This window comes from Ruegeria sp. CG8 (genome assembly GCF_056537165.1).
The window spans coordinates 354,413-371,122 of sequence record NZ_JBQFRA010000003.1 but is presented as its reverse complement, the minus strand read 5'-3'; the positions used below and the strand labels follow the sequence as shown (position 1 = coordinate 371,122).

General features: G+C 65.1%; 18 protein-coding genes. 9 read left to right on the top strand and 9 right to left on the bottom strand.

All coding sequences use genetic code 11. The annotated features are described in order from the left end of the window. Positions 1-159 precede the first annotated feature (159 nt). From ACR0EF_RS11975 to ACR0EF_RS11945, 7 genes are all read right to left on the bottom strand, one after another. A complete protein-coding gene (locus ACR0EF_RS11975) occupies positions 160-1,470 on the bottom strand; it encodes a M16 family metallopeptidase (protein WP_170370232.1) in 1,311 nt (436 codons plus the stop codon). Further along, positions 1,467-2,807 (bottom strand): M16 family metallopeptidase, encoded by a 1,341-nt coding sequence (locus ACR0EF_RS11970; protein ID WP_170370234.1) that lies wholly within the window; start codon positions 2,805-2,807, stop codon positions 1,467-1,469. The genes ACR0EF_RS11975 and ACR0EF_RS11970 overlap by 4 nt, the downstream gene beginning before the upstream one ends. A gap of 80 nt (positions 2,808-2,887) precedes the next feature. After that, positions 2,888-3,403 (bottom strand): DUF3035 domain-containing protein, encoded by a 516-nt coding sequence (locus tag ACR0EF_RS11965; RefSeq protein ID WP_170341119.1) that lies wholly within the window; start codon positions 3,401-3,403, stop codon positions 2,888-2,890. Between the two features lie 50 nt (positions 3,404-3,453). Next, on the bottom strand, positions 3,454-3,930 hold the full coding sequence (gene lspA / locus ACR0EF_RS11960) for a signal peptidase II (RefSeq protein ID WP_170372915.1): 477 nt from the start codon (positions 3,928-3,930) through the stop codon (positions 3,454-3,456). Then, positions 3,930-5,519, bottom strand: coding sequence for a bifunctional phosphoribosylaminoimidazolecarboxamide formyltransferase/IMP cyclohydrolase (gene purH / locus ACR0EF_RS11955; protein WP_170372913.1), 1,590 nt, complete (start codon positions 5,517-5,519; stop codon positions 3,930-3,932). The genes lspA and purH overlap by 1 nt, the downstream gene beginning before the upstream one ends. A gap of 21 nt (positions 5,520-5,540) precedes the next feature. After that, a complete protein-coding gene (locus ACR0EF_RS11950; RefSeq protein WP_170372912.1) occupies positions 5,541-7,280 on the bottom strand; it encodes a heparinase II/III family protein in 1,740 nt (579 codons plus the stop codon). A gap of 88 nt (positions 7,281-7,368) precedes the next feature. Continuing rightward, on the bottom strand, positions 7,369-8,628 hold the full coding sequence (locus ACR0EF_RS11945; RefSeq protein WP_170372906.1) for an RsmB/NOP family class I SAM-dependent RNA methyltransferase: 1,260 nt from the start codon (positions 8,626-8,628) through the stop codon (positions 7,369-7,371). 88 nt (positions 8,629-8,716) lie between these two features. On the opposite strand from ACR0EF_RS11945, the gene ACR0EF_RS11940 reads away from it, so the two are divergent. Further along, a complete protein-coding gene (locus tag ACR0EF_RS11940; RefSeq protein WP_170360604.1) occupies positions 8,717-8,899 on the top strand; it encodes a DUF1674 domain-containing protein in 183 nt (60 codons plus the stop codon). Between the two features lie 4 nt (positions 8,900-8,903). Here the strand turns inward: ACR0EF_RS11940 and ACR0EF_RS11935 are convergent, their stop codons facing one another. Further along, complete coding sequence (locus ACR0EF_RS11935) at positions 8,904-9,764, bottom strand: LysR family transcriptional regulator (protein WP_170372905.1); 861 nt, start codon at positions 9,762-9,764, stop codon at positions 8,904-8,906. A gap of 98 nt (positions 9,765-9,862) precedes the next feature. Between ACR0EF_RS11935 and tmpA the strand changes: the two genes are divergently transcribed. After that, positions 9,863-10,999 carry a 2-trimethylaminoethylphosphonate dioxygenase gene (gene tmpA / locus ACR0EF_RS11930; protein WP_170372904.1) on the top strand — a complete coding sequence of 379 codons (1,137 nt, stop codon included), beginning with the start codon at positions 9,863-9,865 and terminating at the stop codon, positions 10,997-10,999. Further along, complete coding sequence (gene tmpB, locus ACR0EF_RS11925) at positions 10,996-11,586, top strand: (R)-1-hydroxy-2-trimethylaminoethylphosphonate oxygenase (protein ID WP_170372903.1); 591 nt, start codon at positions 10,996-10,998, stop codon at positions 11,584-11,586. Before tmpA ends, tmpB begins: the two co-directional genes overlap by 4 nt. Here the strand turns inward: tmpB and dapB are convergent. Further along, positions 11,583-12,392 (bottom strand): 4-hydroxy-tetrahydrodipicolinate reductase, encoded by an 810-nt coding sequence (dapB, locus tag ACR0EF_RS11920; RefSeq protein ID WP_170370248.1) that lies wholly within the window; start codon positions 12,390-12,392, stop codon positions 11,583-11,585. The two genes, tmpB and dapB, sit on opposite strands and share 4 nt — an antisense overlap. A 92-nt stretch (positions 12,393-12,484) precedes the next feature. Between dapB and rbfA the strand changes: the two genes are divergently transcribed. The 6 genes from rbfA to rpsO all read left to right on the top strand — a co-directional run bounded on the left by rbfA (position 12,485) and on the right by rpsO (position 16,641). Next, positions 12,485-12,880: a 30S ribosome-binding factor RbfA gene (gene rbfA / locus ACR0EF_RS11915; RefSeq protein ID WP_093964142.1), complete on the top strand. Its 396-nt coding sequence runs from the start codon at positions 12,485-12,487 to the stop codon at positions 12,878-12,880. Continuing rightward, entirely contained in the window at positions 12,877-13,620 is a 744-nt protein-coding gene (locus ACR0EF_RS11910; protein WP_170372902.1) for a phosphodiester glycosidase family protein, read from the top strand. The genes rbfA and ACR0EF_RS11910 overlap by 4 nt, the downstream gene beginning before the upstream one ends. Before the next feature lie 54 nt (positions 13,621-13,674). Further along, positions 13,675-14,580, top strand: coding sequence for a tRNA pseudouridine(55) synthase TruB (gene truB, locus ACR0EF_RS11905; RefSeq protein ID WP_170370249.1), 906 nt, complete (start codon positions 13,675-13,677; stop codon positions 14,578-14,580). A 22-nt stretch (positions 14,581-14,602) separates the two neighbouring features. Next, on the top strand, positions 14,603-15,112 hold the full coding sequence (locus ACR0EF_RS11900; RefSeq protein WP_170364136.1) for a DUF1643 domain-containing protein: 510 nt from the start codon (positions 14,603-14,605) through the stop codon (positions 15,110-15,112). Positions 15,113-15,207: 95 nt separating this feature from the next. Continuing rightward, entirely contained in the window at positions 15,208-16,227 is a 1,020-nt protein-coding gene (locus tag ACR0EF_RS11895; RefSeq protein ID WP_170370250.1) for a calcium-binding protein, read from the top strand. A gap of 144 nt (positions 16,228-16,371) precedes the next feature. Further along, on the top strand, positions 16,372-16,641 hold the full coding sequence (rpsO, locus tag ACR0EF_RS11890) for a 30S ribosomal protein S15 (protein WP_005980247.1): 270 nt from the start codon (positions 16,372-16,374) through the stop codon (positions 16,639-16,641). The last annotated feature ends 69 nt before the right edge of the window (positions 16,642-16,710 follow it).

Below are 16,710 nucleotides of genomic sequence, written 5' to 3'. Positions count from 1 at the left end.
ACCGTGAACACCGTACCGGTTTTACGGAACGGGTGCCGGATACGCGGACGATCCAGAGGTTGCACACGCTTCCGGATCACGGGGTCCCGGGGCGAGCGGCGCTGAATGACCGCTCGTCGGGAGTTTTGCAAAAGGCCTGCCGACTGCCGGCCCTTCGCGTCAGTTCGTGGTCTCAAGCCCCTCGGGTTTGCCTACAACCACGAAATGCAGCCCGTCCGGGTCCAGCAGCTCGGCCGCGACGCGGTTCACCTCGTCCAGCGTCACCGCGTTCACCTTGTCGTTTCGGGTCGCGATGTAGTCGATCGGCAGATCTTCCATCTGCATGCCCACCATGATGCCCGCGATCTGGGCATTGCCGTCAAAGCGCAACGGATAGGCACCGGTCAGATAGGTCTTGGCGTCGTCCAACTCTTTCTGGGTTAAACCTTCGGTCGCGGCGCGCCGCCATTCGTCGCCAATTACCTCGATAGCCTGCGCGATCCGGTCATTGGCCGAGGATACCGACCCCAGATAGACCGAGGCCAGATCCTTGGGCACCAGATAGGTCCCGACGCCATAGGTCAGGCCGCGTTTTTCGCGCACTTCCTGCATCAGGCGGCTTTCAAAGCCGCCGCCGCCGATGATGTGGTTCAGGATGTAGGCTGCAAAGAAATCCGGATCGTCGCGGTCGATGCCCTTCTGGCCGAACAGCGCCACCGATTGCGGCGTGTCGAACTCGACCACGGTGACGCCGCCGGGGATCGTTACCTCGGCATTCCCGGGAATCGGTTTGCCCGTTTCGGGCAGGTCCGACAGCAGATTGTCCAGCAATGCACCCAACTCTTCGGGTGTGATGTCGCCCACTGCGCCCACATACAGACGGTCCTTGGCGAAGACGCCTTTGTATGCGTCGATGATGTCGTCCCGGGTCAGGGCCGATACGCTGTCGATCGAGCCTTTGCCGTTGGATCCATACGGATGATCGCCATAGGCCATCTTGGCGAATGCCTCACCCGCGATGTCATTGGGGTCGGTCTGTTCCGAGCGCAGCCCGGACAGGACCTGCGCCCGAACCCGGTCGATCGCGTCCTGATCAAAGCGCGGTTTCTGGATGGTGGTGCGCAGCAGCTCAACGGCGTCGTCCCGGTTTTCAGTCAGGAACTGGGCCGAGATCGCAACACTGTCATCGGTGGCCCTGTATCCGATCGACGCGGCCAGAGATTCCAGCGCCCGCGCGTAGGTGCGGGAATCCATGTCGCCCGCGCCTTCTTCGAGAAGGCCGCTCATCAGGTAGACCGCACCGCGCTTGTCGGGATCGTCCAGCGAGGTGCCCCCGCGGAACCGCAACTCCAGCGCGGTGAAGGGGATCGAGTGATCCTCGACCAGCCAGGCCCGGATGCCGCCGGGCGAGGTGACCTCCTGAACCTTGATCTCGGCCCAGGCAGGCAGCGCGATCAGCAGGGCGATCAAGGGGGCAAGGAAACGGATCATTGGGTCACCTCGTCATCACGCATCAGCCAGCCGGTGACCGACGCTTCGGGCTGAAGCACCTCGCGCGCGGCGGCGATGATTTCTTCGCCGGTGACGACCTGCAGGATGTCGGGCCAGGCCTGCACGTCCTCGACCGTCAGGCCGCTGGTCAGCGCCCGGCCATAGCGGTTGCCGATTCCATCGACGTTGTCTCGGGCATAGACCTGTGCGGCGCGCAGCTGCATCTTGATCCGGTCCAGATCCTCCGGGTTGACGCCTTCGGCGATGAAATCGGCCACCGCCTGATCCATCGCATCCTCGGCCTCTTGCAGCGACACGCCTTCAGCCGGAACAACGATCAGGTCAAAGGTCGTGTCATCCAGCGACACCCCACGATAAAACGCCCCGGCATATACAGCCAACTGCTGTTCAAGCTGCAGTTTCTCGTTCAGGTAGGACGTGGTGCTGCCGCCCAGCAGTTCGGCCAGCAGGAACAACGCCGCAGCCTTTTCCTGCGCACCGGCATCACGCTCGGGCGCGAGGTAGCTGCGCTGAACATATGGTTGCGACACCCGCGCATCCTTGAAGGTCAGCCGCCGCTCGGCGGTCTGAGGCGGCTCCTGTGATCGGACCCGTTCAGGCAGGTCCGGGTTGGCGGGGATCACACCATAATAGGTGTCGGCCAAGGCTTTGACCTCAGCCGGATCCACATCGCCGGTCACCACCAGGATCGCATTGTTAGGCGCATAATAGGTTTGGTAGAAAGACAGAGCGTCCTCCATGTCCAATGTCTCCATCTCGTGCTTCCAGCCGATCACCGGAACGCCGTAGCGGTGGTTGAGATACTGCGCCGCGCTCATCTGTTCGCCGAACAGGGCACGGGGGTTGTTCTCGGTACGCTGGTTGCGCTCTTCCAGGATCACGTCGCGCTCGGTGGCGATGTCGCTCTCGGTCAGCCGGATGTTGCGCATCCGGTCGGCCTCCATCTTCATCATCAACTCCAGCCGGTCGGCGGCCACGCGCTGGAAATAGGCCGTGTAGTCATACGAGGTGAAGGCGTTGTCGTTGCCCCCATTGGCCGCAACGGTGGCGGAAAGCTCGCCCGCCTCCATCGTATCGGTGGCCTTGAACAGAAGATGCTCGAGGAAATGTGCCACACCTGACGACCCGATCGGCTCGTCCGCCGATCCGGCCCGATACCAGACCATGTGCTGAACCACGGGCGCGCGGTGATCTTCGACCACGACGACATCCATGCCGTTATCCAGGGTAAAGGTGGTGACGGCCTCGTGCCCGGTTTCAGCCAAAACCGGGGTTGCGGTCATCAAAGCGGCGCAAAACGCCAAGGCCCGAGCCATGGGGCATCCTCCGTTTCGTTACGGTGTTCAAACTACGGTGACGCCGAACGGGTTCAAGAGCGATGACGGAAAGTTAAGAATTATTCATCCGGCGGCGACGAGGGTGTTTCCACGCCCTGTCTTCGCAAAGCTTCGGTCTGCACCTGGGGATCGATGGAATTGCGCTTGTAGACCTGCGAATAGCGGTCCACCTTGAACAGGCGCAACCGCGTCCAACGGCTTTGACGTTTGCGGAAATCCGCATCTTCCTGCGCCAGAACCTGGCGGGTGTTGGGGGAAACGCCATAGCGGCTGGAAGCCGTCACCAGCGCCCCATCAGACGACGGAATACCAGTGCCGGGGTTCAGCGCCCCGGGATTTCCACCCAACGCAGCCACGGCATCGGCATTCGGGTTTGGGTCGGTCAGGTTCGCGCCACCCGGCGTCGGCGCGGGCAGAAACGCATAATCTTTGGGCTGGGTCAGTGGCTTGACCGGCATGACCGAAAACTCGTCAGGCCCGGGCCCCGGCGCTTCGAGATGGCGCAGGCCGATATCGGAACATCCTGCGACCGCAGCAGCAAGTGTCAGAGCAATAATGGCGCGCGGCATCCGCATCTTGGTCTCCAGCCTGTTTCAGGCGCTTTTATCGCATAACATCCGGCGCGTCACGAGGGCTTTTTGCCTTCGAACAGCACCAACCCGAGGGCACCGGCGAAAATGAACACGTCGGCGAGGTTGAAGACGAACGGGTTGTTGATGCCGCAGCAGGACATGTTCAGGAAATCCAGAACGTATCCATACAACACCCGGTCAACCACGTTCCCCAACGCTCCTCCGATCAGCAATCCGCCGAAAACCAGCATCCGCGTTGATGCGGTCGTGCGCCAGAGCCAGACGAAAACGCCGATGCTGATGGCCAGCGAAATAGCGATGAGAAACCAGCGCGCGGCTTCGGAATTGCCCTGAAACAGGCCGAAATTGATGCCGCGGTTCTCGCCGTACCGAAAGGTCAGCAGCGGCGGCAATACGTCGATGCCGCCGGGCCGGTCGGCCACGCGCAACACGTGGACCACCAGGTATTTGCTGAGCTGGTCGATCACAAATGCGGCCAGCCCGGCCCAGAGCAGAACCCGGGCCCGCATCAGTGACGGAAATGCCGCATGCCGGTGAACACCATGGCCAGACCGGCTTCGTCGGCGGCGGCGATCACCTCGTCATCGCGCATCGACCCGCCCGGCTGGATCACGCAGGTCGCGCCTGCGGCGGCGGCCTCCATCAGCCCGTCGGGGAAGGGAAAGAACGCGTCCGAGGCTACGGCCGACCCGATGGTCAGCGGCTCGGGCAGGCCCAGACTTTCAGCCATACGCTCGGCCTTTTTGGCGGCGATCAGGGCGGAGTCCACTCGACTCATCTGACCGGCGCCGACGCCCACCGTGGCCTCGTTCTTGACGTAGACGATGGCGTTCGACTTGACGTGCTTGGCCACTTTCCAGGCAAACAGCAGATCGCGCATCTGCTCAGGCGTGGGGGCCAGCTTGGTTACGACCTTGAGGTCATCCATCTCGATATGCCCGTTGTCTTTGTCCTGCACCAGCAGCCCGCCGGCCACCTGGCGCACGGTCTTGCCGCCGGCGCGCACGTCGGGCAGCGCCTCGGTGGTCAGCAGGCGCAGGTTCTTCTTGGCGGCAAAGATCGCCTTGGCCTCGTCGGTGGCGCCGGGGGCGATCACGACCTCGGTGAAGATGCCGGTGATTTCGCGCGCGGTTTCCGCGTCCAGCGGCCGGTTCAGCGCCACGATCCCGCCAAAGGCCGAGGTCCGGTCGCAGTCGAACGCCGCCTTGTATGCCTCGAGCAGCGTCGCGCCCTTGGCCACGCCGCAGGGGTTCGCGTGCTTGATGATGGCACACGCGGCGCTGTCGCGCGGGTCGAACTCGGCCACCAGTTCAAAGGCGGCGTCGGTGTCGTTGATGTTGTTGTAGCTCAGTTCCTTGCCCTGATGCTGCACGGCGGTGGCGACGCCGGGGCGGCCCGAGCCATCGACATAGAACGCCGCCTGCTGGTGGCTGTTCTCGCCATAGCGCAGGGGCTGTTTCAGTTCGCCGGCGAACACGCGGCGCTTGGGCGTGTCGATCTGCAGCGCGTCGGCAAGCCAGCTGGACACGGCTGCGTCATAGGCTCCGGTGCGGGCATAGGCTTTCTGCGCCAGCCACTGGCGGAAGCCCAGCGACGTCTTGCCGTAGTTTTCCTCGAGCTGATCCAGCAGGGCCGAGTAGTCTTCGACATCCACCACCACGTTGACGAAGGTGTGGTTCTTGGCCGCGGCGCGGATCATCGCGGGACCGCCGATGTCGATGTTTTCGATGCATTCGTCATAGCCCGCGCCCTTGGCCACCGTTTCCTCGAACGGGTAGAGGTTGACCACCAGCAGGTCGATCGGGCCGATGCCATGCTCCTGCATCGCCGCCACATGGGCGTCATTGTCGCGCAGCGCCAGCAGGCCACCATGCACCATCGGGTGCAGCGTCTTGACCCGGCCATCCATCATCTCGGGGAACCCCGTGACCTCGCTGACATCCTTGACCGCAAGCCCCGCATCACGCAGCGCCTTGGCGGTGCCGCCGGTCGACAGCAGCTCGACCCCGCGGTCGGCCAGGGCCTTGCCCAGATCGATCAATCCGGTCTTGTCGGAAACGGAAAGCAACGCGCGGCGCACGGGGTGAAGGTCGGTCATGGGTCCAAAGATCCTTTTGGCTCAGTCGAAATCGGGCTCGTCCCGGTGCACGTCGCGCACGGCATAGGCTGTATCCTGCGCCTTGCTCAGCGTCCACCGGATGCGCGTCGCATACTCGATTGCGCGGCCGGAGAGAACGATCTGTTTTGTCGCGCGGGGCTTCAGACGGCCTTTTTCCAGATAAACGCTTGGCTCAAGAGACAATTTTCCGGCGCCGTCATGGCGAAAAACCCAGATCTCGCCGCTTTTGAGCGCCATCGACACCGCAGACCCCCCCAGATCCAGCGCTGCGTCCACGTCCGGATGCAGGTGAAACCGGATGTCAAAACCGATCCCTGACAGCTTGGATGCGTCAACCGCCCGGTCAAACTGGCGTTTTGCCTTGTCGGTGGCCGTCAGAAGGATGTCTTCACCTGTTACCTCGCGCCCGTCAAAGCGCAGCTCGATCGTACGGGCATGGGTAAGTCCGAACACCTTGGCGTACCCATCATGGCCCGCCATCACGCGCGCGCCTTCGAACGAATCCTCGAACTCTACCGGCACCTCGCTCGGGCCATCCACCAGCGCTTCGTTCGCGGTTCCCTTGGTCGGGGCAGCCAACCGGGCGCTGGAGTATCCATCCAGGCAAAGGGTCGAGTGCGAAGGCGTGGCCCGCCCGGCCCGGCGCCACTCCAACCCGAAGCTTTCGCCCGAACCGCAGTTGACGATTAATGGCCGTCGCCCCGAGGTCAGCTCGAAAGCCAGCGTCGAGGCGTGCGCCATGTACGAGGCCGCCCCTTTGGCCGGGGGTGCTGCGTCGATGATCACCGTGGTGCGGGCGGCGGCCAGACGGGCATAGCCCATGGTCAGACCTTTGACGGGTTTGGGCTTGACCCCGCTTTGGGCCAGCGCCTGTTCCAACCGGCCTTCTATACCGCGGCCACCGCCGTGAAACCGGGCCAACCCGCCGTCTGCATGACGCAGGCTGCGCAGGGTCGGGGCAATCCGTTTGATTGCTGCCGTCTGAGCGGCGGGCGTACCGCGCCCCACTTCGCTGAGCGCAGCGGATGTCCAGGCCAGCAGGGTAAAGACCTCAAGCAGTTCCTCAGGATTCCGCGTGGGAATGCCGCCTTGGGCGTCGATCTGGGCCTCGCATTCCCGCGCCAAAGCCCGAACGGCCGGGTCCGAGATGTCTTCCATCCCCTCCAGCGCCAAACCGGCCTGAACCAAACCTGCCAACGCCTCGAAACGGGGCAGCCCCGGTGTCGCCGCGTGCCAGCGTTTGGACAAGAACCAGGTCTGCTGTGACAGAGACCGGAAAAACAGGCGGCTATGGGCCTCGTCCATACCGCGCAGCAGGAACAGCGCGTGATTGATCCAGCGGATCAGGCGGCGTCCGGTCAGGTCCGGAGCCCAGCCCGGACCCTGCCCCTTGCCGTGGGTTTCGATCCAGCCCCAGACCCAGCGTTGCGCCTTTTCCCGTGCCGCGGCATCACCCACCGCGGCCAGATCGTCCAGCCAGGCAAACCCGTGGCGTTCAGCATCGAATGCGGCGTTGGGGGCCACGACCTCCCACAAGCCCGTGTCCGGGGCTTCTACAAGGTAACCGGCAAACAATAGATTTCCCGCCACCAGTTGCCGCCCGCGCGCAAATGAACCGACGGTGCGCGGCTCGGGCTGACCGACAAAGCCGCTGACGGGTTTCCGGCGCTGGCTGAGGCGCGCGTAGAGACGGTTCTGAAACCGCACCCATCGGTTGGCCATGGTGTCCGAATTCGACATGACGTGTGTTGCTCTGCCCCTGCCGCTCTGCTGGCGTTTGAACCAACGATAGCCGGGCCGGTTCGTCAAGTCATCGAAAAGCGACCGGTCAGGCCGATTTGTTCAGGCAGGCGATATAAAACCCGTCCATTCCGCCCAGATCGGCCCAAAAATCGGGACGCAGGCGCAGCCCGCCTTCCTCGGTCAGCCAGTCGGGCTGAACGCCGGGCACCTGCAGCGCGGCACGGTCCACCTGCATGTCGGAATGCTGCGGCAAAGCCTCTTCGATCTGCACTTCGCCTTCGTCAGGCAGCAGCGAGCAGGTGCAATAGACCAGCCGCCCGCCGGGTTTCAGCAGGGTCCAGGCATGGGCCAGCATCCGGGCCTGCAACGCGATCAGCCCACCGAATTCGGAGCCGTCCTTGGCAAAGGGCAGATCCGGGTGCCGCCGGATGGTGCCGGTCGCCGAACAGGGCGCGTCCAGCAGGACCGCGTCGTACTGGCCCTGATGGTCCAGCGCGTCTCCGGCGACCACCCGGGCCGACAGACCGGTCCGTTCGAGGTTTTCCCGCACCCGCGCCAGCCGGGCCTCGGAAATGTCCAGCGCGGTGACCTCAGCCCCCGCCGCCGCCAGTTGCAGCGTCTTGCCGCCGGGCGCGGCGCACATGTCAAGAACCCGCTCGCCGGGCCGGGGCGCCAGAATCCGCGCCGGCAAGGCGGCGGCGGCATCCTGCACCCACCAGTCTCCGGCCGCATAGCCCGGCAGGGCCGAGACCTGCCCCGCGTCAGCAACCCGCACCGAGCCGGTCGGCAGTTCGGTGCCCATGGGGATCGTTGCGCCGGGTTTTGGCGTCAGGTCCAGCGGCGCGCCGGCGAAATGGGCCTGCTCCATGCCCTTGACCGCCTCCGCGCGCCAGGCCGCGATCAGCGGTTCGCGCAGCCAGTCCGGCAGGCGCGGCACCCGCATCTTCGGCCAGGCCTCGGGGCCTTCGGCTGCGATCTTGCGCAGAACCGCGTTGACCAGCCCCTTGAGCCGCCCGTGCTTGCGCGAGCGGCCGATGATATCGACCATCGCGTTCACGACGCCATGCGCAGCCTCACCTTGGCACAGTTCGACCGTTCCCAGACGCAGCGCGTTTTGGACGGTCAGCGCCGGTGTGCGCCGCAGATGCTCCTCCAGCAGGCGGTCGGCGCGCTCAAGCCCGCGCAGGGTCTCCAGCGCCAGCCGCTGCGCCCGGGCGCGGTCTTCGGGGGCCAGGCGGTCCAGCGCCCCGGCCGCCAGGCATTCGGACAGCAAGCGCCCCTCGCCCAGGATCTGATCCAGCAGATAGATGGCGCTGCGCCGCGCCGCAGTCGGGGTGTTGGTCATGAAACCGCCTTTGCAAGGTTTTCGCCCGCATTGCCATCAGCGGACGAGGGCGTATATCAAGGCCATGCACGGAAAGGAACCCGATGTCATGAGCGACGACCGCACAGACCTGCCGCCCGCCGCCCGGCGCGCCCTGGCCGAGGCCGAAGAGCGCCGGCGCAAGGCTGAAGCCGAGGCCAAACCCCTGCCCAAGGAGCTGGGCGGACGCGACGGCCTCGATCCCGCGCGCTATGGCGATTGGGAGAAGAAGGGCATCGCGATCGATTTCTGACCGCTCAGACCGCCGCGCGCAGGGCCTGCAGGAAATCGCCGATCAGGGCCTGCTGCTTTTTCGACTGCGCCCGGTCCCGCGGCCAGGTCAGCCAGTATCCGTCGCGGGTTTTCAAATCGGGACGCCCCAGCCGGATCAGACGGCCCGAGGCCAGATCTGCCGAGGCCAGAGCGACCGACCCCAAGGCGACCCCCAGCCCCTGCCGCGCCGCGCCAAGGGCGTGTTCCATCGAATCAAAGCTCAGACCGGTGCGTGGCAGATCCGTGTCGCCCGTCTTCTGCATCCAGTCCTGCCAGCCGGGCCGTTCGCCGCGCAGGTCGATCACCGGCGCGCCCCAGCTGACGCCCGGCGCCGCCATCGGGGTCAGAATCTCGGGCGCGATCAGGTCGGCGGCGCGCCCCGGCCAGCTGCCGCGCCCATAGCGGATCTGAAGCCAGGTCCGCTCGTCCTCCAGCGAGGACCGCCGGGCCACCGAATCCGTGGTGACCTGCACCTCGGGCCGCAGGGCGCGAAATGCCCCCAGGCTGGGCAGGACCAGCGCCTGGATATGCGAGGACAGCCCGGCCACCCGCAACGCGCGCGGGGCGGTGCCGAACAGATCCTCGGTGTTGCGTTCCAACGCCCGCAGGCTGTCCTGCACCAGCGGCAGATAGCTTTCGCCCTCGACCGTCAGCGACACGCCGCGCGCCTCGCGCACGAACAGGGACCGACCCAGCCAGGATTCCAGATTGGCGATACGTTGGCTGACCGCCGCCTGGGTCAGGCCGAACTCGCGCGCCGCGGCAGAGAATCCGCCCAGCCGCCCGGCCGCCTCGAACACGCGCAGCCAGTCCAGCGGGGGCAGGCCGACCTTTTTCTTGCTCATTAGATTTTCCAACCCTCAGATGGAACAAGCCTTAATTGTCGTAATGCCATATCCCGCGTATCTCCTCAATCAAAGCCCGCGCTGAACAGGAGAGCCCCATGCTGCGCCACGCCACCCATGACCCGGCGGTCGTTTCGGTTGAGTTCGAAGACGGCACCCGCGCCCGTTTCCACGCCATCTGGCTGCGCGACAATGCGCTGGACCCGCAGACGCGCGACCCCGGCAGCGGCCAGCGCCTGATCACGATCGGCGACATTCCGGCAGAGATCGCGATACAGGCAGCCGAGGTGGCGGGCGGCGACCTGCAGGTGACCTTCGCCCCCGAAGACAAGACCGTCACCTTCCCCGCAAACTGGTTGGCCGCGCATGTCTATGATCGGGACCAGACCCGCCCGATGGGCTGGCTGTCGCCGGGTATCACCACCTGGGACGGCGGGTTCGCGGCCCCGGCTGGCGACTGGACGCAGGTGCATGAAAACCCCGCCGCCAAGCGCGACTGGCTGGCGGCGGTCGCCGAATACGGCTTTGCCATGCTGACCGGCGGCCCGACCGAGCCCGGTTCGCTGCTGAAGGTCGCCGATCTGTTCGGCTATGTGCGCGAGACCAATTATGGCCCCTGTTTCGAGGTGCGGACCGAGGTGAACCCGACCAATCTGGCCTATACCGGCCTTGGCCTGCAGGCGCATACCGACAACCCCTATCGCGACCCGGTGCCCACGCTGCAGATCCTCTATTGCCTGGAGAACAGCGCCGAGGGCGGGGAGTCGATCGTGGTCGACGGCTTTCGCGCGGCCCAGCGCCTGCGCGACGAAAACCCCGAGGGCTTTGCCCTGCTGGCCGGCTATCCCGCGCGGTTCGAATACCGCGGTTCGGACGGGGTCTGCCTGCGCGCGCGCCGTCCGATGATCGAGCTGTCGCCCGATGGCGAATTGATCGGCATCCGCTTCAACAACCGGTCCTCGGCCCCGTTCGTGGATGTGCCCTTCGACCGGATGGAGGCCTATTACGCCGCCTACCGCCGTTTGGGCGAGATCATCGACGAACCGGCCATGGGCGTGGCGTTCAAGCTGGAACCGGGCGAGAGCTTCATCGTCGACAACACCCGCGTCCTGCACGCGCGTCTGGGTTATTCGGGTGCCGGGTCGCGCTGGCTGCAGGGGTGCTATGCCGACAAGGATGGGCTGCTGTCGACCCTGGCCGCGATGCGGATGGCGCAACCGGAGGCGGCGGAATGAAATCCGATTTCCAGACCCTGACCCGCGACAACATCGTGGCCTTCATCGCCGATATCTTCGACCGGCGCGGGGGCGAAGAATATCTGGGCGAGCCGGTAACCATGGCCCAACACATGCTGCAGGGCGCCACCATCGCCGAGCAGAACGGCATGCCCGAAGAGATCATCGTGGGCGCTCTGCTGCACGATATCGGGCATTTCACCTCGGAATTCGGCACCTACCACCCCGACGACACCGAGGATCGCCACCACGAGGATGCCGGCGCCGAGGTGCTGGAGCGGTTCTTTCCGTCGGTCATCACCGATTGCTGCCGCTATCACGTCGCGGCCAAGCGGTACCTGTGTGCAACCAGGCCCGAGTATTTCAACCGCCTGTCGGCGGCCTCGGTCCATACGCTGGAACTGCAGGGCGGCCCGATGAGTGCCGAGGAAGTCACCGCATTCGAGGCCAACCCGAACCTGAAGGAAATCATCCAGGTCCGGTATCTGGACGAGGCAGGCAAACGGCCCGACATGGACACCCCCGGCTTCAACCATTTCGCGCCGATGGTTCAGCGCATGGTCGACCGGCATCTGGGCGAGGGTTAAAGCCCCAGCACATCCACCATGTCATATTGGCCGGGGGCCTTGCCCTGCCCCCACAGCGCCGCCTTCAGCGCGCCTCGGGCAAAGATCGCCCGGTCGGTCGCCACGTGGCGCAGCACGATCCGCTCGCCCGGTGCGGCGAACAGCACGTCGTGTTCGCCAACGATGTCGCCACCGCGGATGGCGTGGAACCCGATATGGCCCCGCTGCCGGGCGCCGGTGATCCCGTCGCGGCCCCGGTCGGCGACATCGGCAAGGTTCACGCCCCGCCCCTCGGCCGCGGCCTCGCCCAGCATCAGGGCCGTCCCCGAGGGCGCATCGACCTTGTGATGGTGATGCGCCTCGATCACCTCGATATCGAAATCCTCGTCCAGCGCGGCGGCGACCTTCTTGGTCAGCTGCACCAGCAGGTTCACGCCCAGGCTCATGTTGCCCGCCCGCACGATCACCGCATGGCGCGCGGCAGGTTCCAGCGCGGCGATCTGTTCGTCGCTCATGCCGGTGGTGCCGATCACATGCACACAGCGCGCCTGCGCCGCCAGCGCGGCGAACTCCAGCGTCGCCTCGGGCGCGGTGAAGTCGATCACCGCCTGGGCCTGGGCAAAGGCCTCGAGCGGATCGTCGGTGACGGTCACGCCCAGCGGCTGGCCGCCCATCGCGGTGCCCACGTCCTGAGCGATCCAGTCATGGCCCGTGCGCTCGACCGCGCCGACCAGCCGCGCCTGATCGCTGTCGGTGATGGTCTTGATCAGCATCTGCCCCATCCGGCCCGAAGCCCCGGTCACGACGATTCCCGGAATATGCGTCATTGCGCTGGTCCTTCTTCTGAAATTCGGCTCAAAGCCTCCTACCCGGTTCGGGGCCGCTTGGCAAAGCCCCGCTTTGCGCTTAGATCGGGGACATGGCTAAGAACAAATTCCACGACGGCCCCGGCCCCTCGCAACGGCAGCTTCGCGTCGGCGAACTGATCCGCCGCACCCTGTCCGAGGTGCTGGCGCGCGGCGACGTGCACGACCCCGACCTGAACCGCCTGTCGATCACCGTGGGCGAAGTGCGCACCTCGCCCGATCTCAAGATCGCCACCGCCTATGTGTTGCCGTTGGGCGGCAAGGGGCAGGACACCGTGATCGAGCTGCTGGCCCGCAACAAAGGCGAGCTGCGCCGCATGGTCGGCAAGAAGGTCGGCCTGAAATTCGCCCCCGACCTACGCTTCCGGCTGGACGAAACGTTCGACCGCATGGACGACACGCGCCGGATGTTCGAACAGGACGCCGTGCGCCGGGATCTGGACGAGTGATCCGCAGGGCGGCCGCTCTGCTCGCGCTGCTCTGGGCCGGACAGGCCGGTGCGGTGACCTGCGAGCGCGTGGCCCACGAAGACCGGCGCTATACCGTGTGCGAGGTCGACGCCACCACCGAGGACCTGCGCCTGTTCCTGTATGACGACGCGGGCCAAGTACTGGGCCATTTCTCGTCGGTGAACGAGGAACTGGCCGATGCGGGCCAACGCCTGAGCTTTGCGATGAATGCCGGCATGTATCACGAGGACCGCTCGCCCGTGGGCCACTATGTCGAAGACGGGCAGGAACTCATGCGCGTGATTCCCAACCCCGGCCCCGGCAATTTCGGCCTGGTGCCCAACGGGGTGTTCTGCATCCGCGAAGGCCGCGCCGACGTGTTCGAGACGCTGGGCTATTTGGACCGCAAACCCGAGTGCCGCTTTGCCACCCAATCCGGCCCGATGCTGGTGATCGACGGAGAATTGCATCCGCGGTTTCTCGAGGATTCGACCTCGCGCTATATCCGCAACGGGGTGGGCACCAGCGCCGATGGCAGCCGCGCGGTGTTCGTGATCTCCGAGGATTACGTCACCTTCCATGAATTCGGCCGCCTGTTCCGCGACGTGCTGAACACGCCCAACGCGCTGTTTTTCGATGGCAACATCTCGCGCATGTATGATCGGGCGGCGAACCGGTCGGACGTGGGATTTTCGCTGGGGCCGATCGTCGGCGTGGTCGAGGACATCCCGACAAATTGACAGCGCCGGACCGATCCGCTAGGTCGCGCGCCTCAGCAGAATTCTAGGTGCATCATGGGACGCAAACGCAAGGGTCGTGACATTTCCGGTTGGCTGGTGGTCGACAAGCCCGCGGGCATGACCTCGACCGCCGTGGTCAACAAGGTCCGCTGGGCGCTGGATGCCAGGAAGGCGGGCCATGCCGGCACGCTCGACCCCGAAGCCACCGGCGTTCTGGCCGTCGCTTTGGGCGAGGCCACCAAGACCGTTCCCTACATCACCGATGCGCTCAAGGCCTATACCTTTACCGTGCGTCTGGGCCAGGCCACCAATACCGACGATGCCGAGGGCGAAGTGATCGCGGAAAGCGACCTGCGCCCCACCGATGACGAGATCAAGCAGGCCCTGCTGCCCTTCGTGGGCGAGATCATGCAGGTGCCGCCCAAGTTCTCGGCGGTCAAGATCGACGGCCAGCGCGCCTACAAGCTGGCCCGCGACGGCGAGGACGTGGAACTGGCCGCCCGGCCCCTGTGGGTCGAGGAACTGGTGCTGGTCGACCGGCCCGACCCCGACCATGTCGTGCTGGAAATGACCTGCGGCAAGGGTGGCTATGTCCGCTCGATCGCCCGCGATCTGGGTGAGGTGCTGGGTTGCCATGGCCACGTCAAGGAGCTGCGCCGGATCTGGTCCGGCCCATTCGAGGCGGAGGACGGCCTGAGCATCGAGCAGATCGACGCGATGGCGAAAACCCCGGCGCTGGATGACTACCTGCGCCCGCTGGAAGAAGGGCTGGCCGACCTGCCCGAGCTGAAATGCACCCCCGAAGGCGCCACCCGCCTGCGCAACGGCAACCCCGGCATGGTTCTGGCCGGCGACGTGGAATACGGCGACGAGGCCTGGGCATCGTTCGACGGCAAGGCCGTGGCGGTGGGGGTCTACAAATCCGGTGAACTGCACCCCAGCCGGGTGTTCGCCGGTTAGGTCCCGTGCTAAGCGAAGGCGCATGATCACCCGGTCCCACACCAAGGGCGACGCGCCCTCGACAGCCGTCTATTCCGACTGCGAACGCTATCGCTACAGCCTGACCCGCATCTGGGATCCGGCCGGGCGCCGGGCGCTGTTCGTGATGCTGAATCCCTCGACCGCGACCGAGGTGCAGAATGACCCGACCGTCGAGCGTTGCGAGCGGCGCGCGCGGGCCTTGGGGTTCGGGGCATTCCAGGTGACCAACATCTTTGCCTGGCGCGACACTGACCCGCGCAAGATGCGCGCCGCGGCCGATCCGGTGGGGCCCGAGAACGACGCCGCCATCCTGGCCGGCGTGGACTGGGCCGATCAGGTGATCGCCGCCTGGGGCACGCATGGCGCGCATCTGGATCGCGGCCCGACGGTCGAGCGTCTGCTGCGCGGCACCGGCCAGCCGCTGTTCCACCTGGGGCTCAGCAAGGCAGGGCACCCCAAGCATCCGCTCTACATCGCGTATACTCAGCAACCTGAACCGTGGAACCGGTGACAAAGGGTTAACCACAGACACAGGTTGGCTTTGACCAACCCTTTGGCAGCATGGGATATTTCACACTCGGGGTGGCACGCTTTCGGAGGGTTCCCATGTTTCTGCTCGGATTGTTCGGCCTGGCCGCAATGGGCGGCGCAGCATACGCGATCAGCGACGTATTCTCGGGGGATGAGGACGAGGACAACGACGATGTCATCGAAGAAGATGCCGTCGAAGACATTCCCGAAGGAAATCTGCTTGAGATTGACGATTCTTTCGAAGAGCCGGCCGAGGCCGAGGATGCGTCCACCGGAACCATACTGTCGGACGTGGACGGAAACCTTGTCATCGCCGGCGGACCGGGCGTGGACAATCTGAGCGGGGCCGAGGGCAACGATCAGATCAACGGCTATGACGGCGATGACATTATCGATGGTGGCGCCGGAAATGATACGTTGTTCGGCGCGGACGGGGATGACACGCTAAACGGAAACACTGGCAATGATGTTCTGCACGGTGGCAACGGTCACGATGACCTCTCGGGGAATGCCGGTGACGACATATTGTACGGTCATGCCGGCGACGACCAGTTGGTTGGCGGCGAAGGCAATGACGATCTGTTCGGCGGTCAGGGCAACGATGACCTTGCCGGCGGTGAGGGCGAAGACGCGCTGCAAGGCGGCGACGGCGAAGACATGCTCGCCGGCGGCGCAAGGGCAGACAGACTGTTCGGCGGTGAGGGCGACGACACTCTGACCGGACGCGACGATGGCGAAACGCCCGCCAGCGATTTTCTGAACGGCGGCGCAGGGGACGACACGATCCTGGCAGGCGTCGGAGATGTCGTCACCGGCGGTCAGGGAGCGGACCAGATCGCCATCGATGGAACGGGCACCGGGAAGGAAGTCAGCATCGTGGATTTCACCCCCGGAGAAGACAAGCTTCTGATCGAATGGAACGGCCCTGACGCGCCCGAAATCGGGATCGAACAAGACGCGGACAACGCCGTTCTGACGCGCGTTCTGGTCAACGGGCGTGAGGTGGCCTATCTGTTCGGCGCCCAAGGTCTTGGGCCCGAGGACATCCAACTGACTCCGGGTCTGGACCCGACCCTGACCAGCCCCACGGGCTGAGATACGCAGAATCCCTTTGCCATTTATTCCGATTGCGCCTATACGCGCCCATCCGCATCGGAATCGGTGCGGTTTTCTCCATGGGCCTGTGCTGGACGACATCCCGGCCTGCGCCATCAACTCTAACCTTCGAAGGAGACCCCGATGTCGATCACTGCTGAAGAAAAAGCACGCGTCATGAAAGAATTCGCAACCAAGGACGGCGACACCGGTTCGCCGGAAGTCCAGGTTGCCATCCTGACCTCGCGCATCAACACCCTGACCGAGCACTTCAAGACCCACAAGAAAGACAACCACGGCCGCCGTGGTCTGCTGAAGATGGTCGCCCAGCGCCGCAAGCTGCTGGACTACCTGAAGGGCAAGGAAGAAGCGCGCTACCAGGACCTGATCAAAAAGCTGGGCATCCGCCGCTAAGCACGGAATACACCGCTTTCAAGTTCGAGACGCCCGCCATTTGGCGGGCGTTTTTTGTCAGAGGAGCGC

Excerpts from the sequence above, each read along its gene's own strand:
- ACR0EF_RS11975 (WP_170370232.1), bottom strand. The coding sequence starts at position 1,470 with ATGATCCGTTTCCTTGCCCCCTTGATCGCCCTGCTGATCGCGCTGCCT.
- ACR0EF_RS11970 (WP_170370234.1), bottom strand. The coding sequence starts at position 2,807 with ATGGCTCGGGCCTTGGCGTTTTGCGCCGCTTTGATGACCGCAACCCCG.
- ACR0EF_RS11965 (WP_170341119.1), bottom strand. The coding sequence starts at position 3,403 with ATGCGGATGCCGCGCGCCATTATTGCTCTGACACTTGCTGCTGCGGTC.
- lspA (WP_170372915.1), bottom strand. The coding sequence starts at position 3,930 with ATGCGGGCCCGGGTTCTGCTCTGGGCCGGGCTGGCCGCATTTGTGATC.
- purH (WP_170372913.1), bottom strand. The coding sequence starts at position 5,519 with ATGACCGACCTTCACCCCGTGCGCCGCGCGTTGCTTTCCGTTTCCGAC.
- ACR0EF_RS11950 (WP_170372912.1), bottom strand. The coding sequence starts at position 7,280 with ATGTCGAATTCGGACACCATGGCCAACCGATGGGTGCGGTTTCAGAAC.
- ACR0EF_RS11945 (WP_170372906.1), bottom strand. The coding sequence starts at position 8,628 with ATGACCAACACCCCGACTGCGGCGCGGCGCAGCGCCATCTATCTGCTG.
- ACR0EF_RS11940 (WP_170360604.1), top strand. The coding sequence starts at position 8,717 with ATGAGCGACGACCGCACAGACCTGCCGCCCGCCGCCCGGCGCGCCCTG.
- ACR0EF_RS11935 (WP_170372905.1), bottom strand. The coding sequence starts at position 9,764 with ATGAGCAAGAAAAAGGTCGGCCTGCCCCCGCTGGACTGGCTGCGCGTG.
- tmpA (WP_170372904.1), top strand. The coding sequence starts at position 9,863 with ATGCTGCGCCACGCCACCCATGACCCGGCGGTCGTTTCGGTTGAGTTC.
- tmpB (WP_170372903.1), top strand. The coding sequence starts at position 10,996 with ATGAAATCCGATTTCCAGACCCTGACCCGCGACAACATCGTGGCCTTC.
- dapB (WP_170370248.1), bottom strand. The coding sequence starts at position 12,392 with ATGACGCATATTCCGGGAATCGTCGTGACCGGGGCTTCGGGCCGGATG.
- rbfA (WP_093964142.1), top strand. The coding sequence starts at position 12,485 with ATGGCTAAGAACAAATTCCACGACGGCCCCGGCCCCTCGCAACGGCAG.
- truB (WP_170370249.1), top strand. The coding sequence starts at position 13,675 with ATGGGACGCAAACGCAAGGGTCGTGACATTTCCGGTTGGCTGGTGGTC.
- ACR0EF_RS11900 (WP_170364136.1), top strand. The coding sequence starts at position 14,603 with ATGATCACCCGGTCCCACACCAAGGGCGACGCGCCCTCGACAGCCGTC.
- ACR0EF_RS11895 (WP_170370250.1), top strand. The coding sequence starts at position 15,208 with ATGTTTCTGCTCGGATTGTTCGGCCTGGCCGCAATGGGCGGCGCAGCA.
- rpsO (WP_005980247.1), top strand. The coding sequence starts at position 16,372 with ATGTCGATCACTGCTGAAGAAAAAGCACGCGTCATGAAAGAATTCGCA.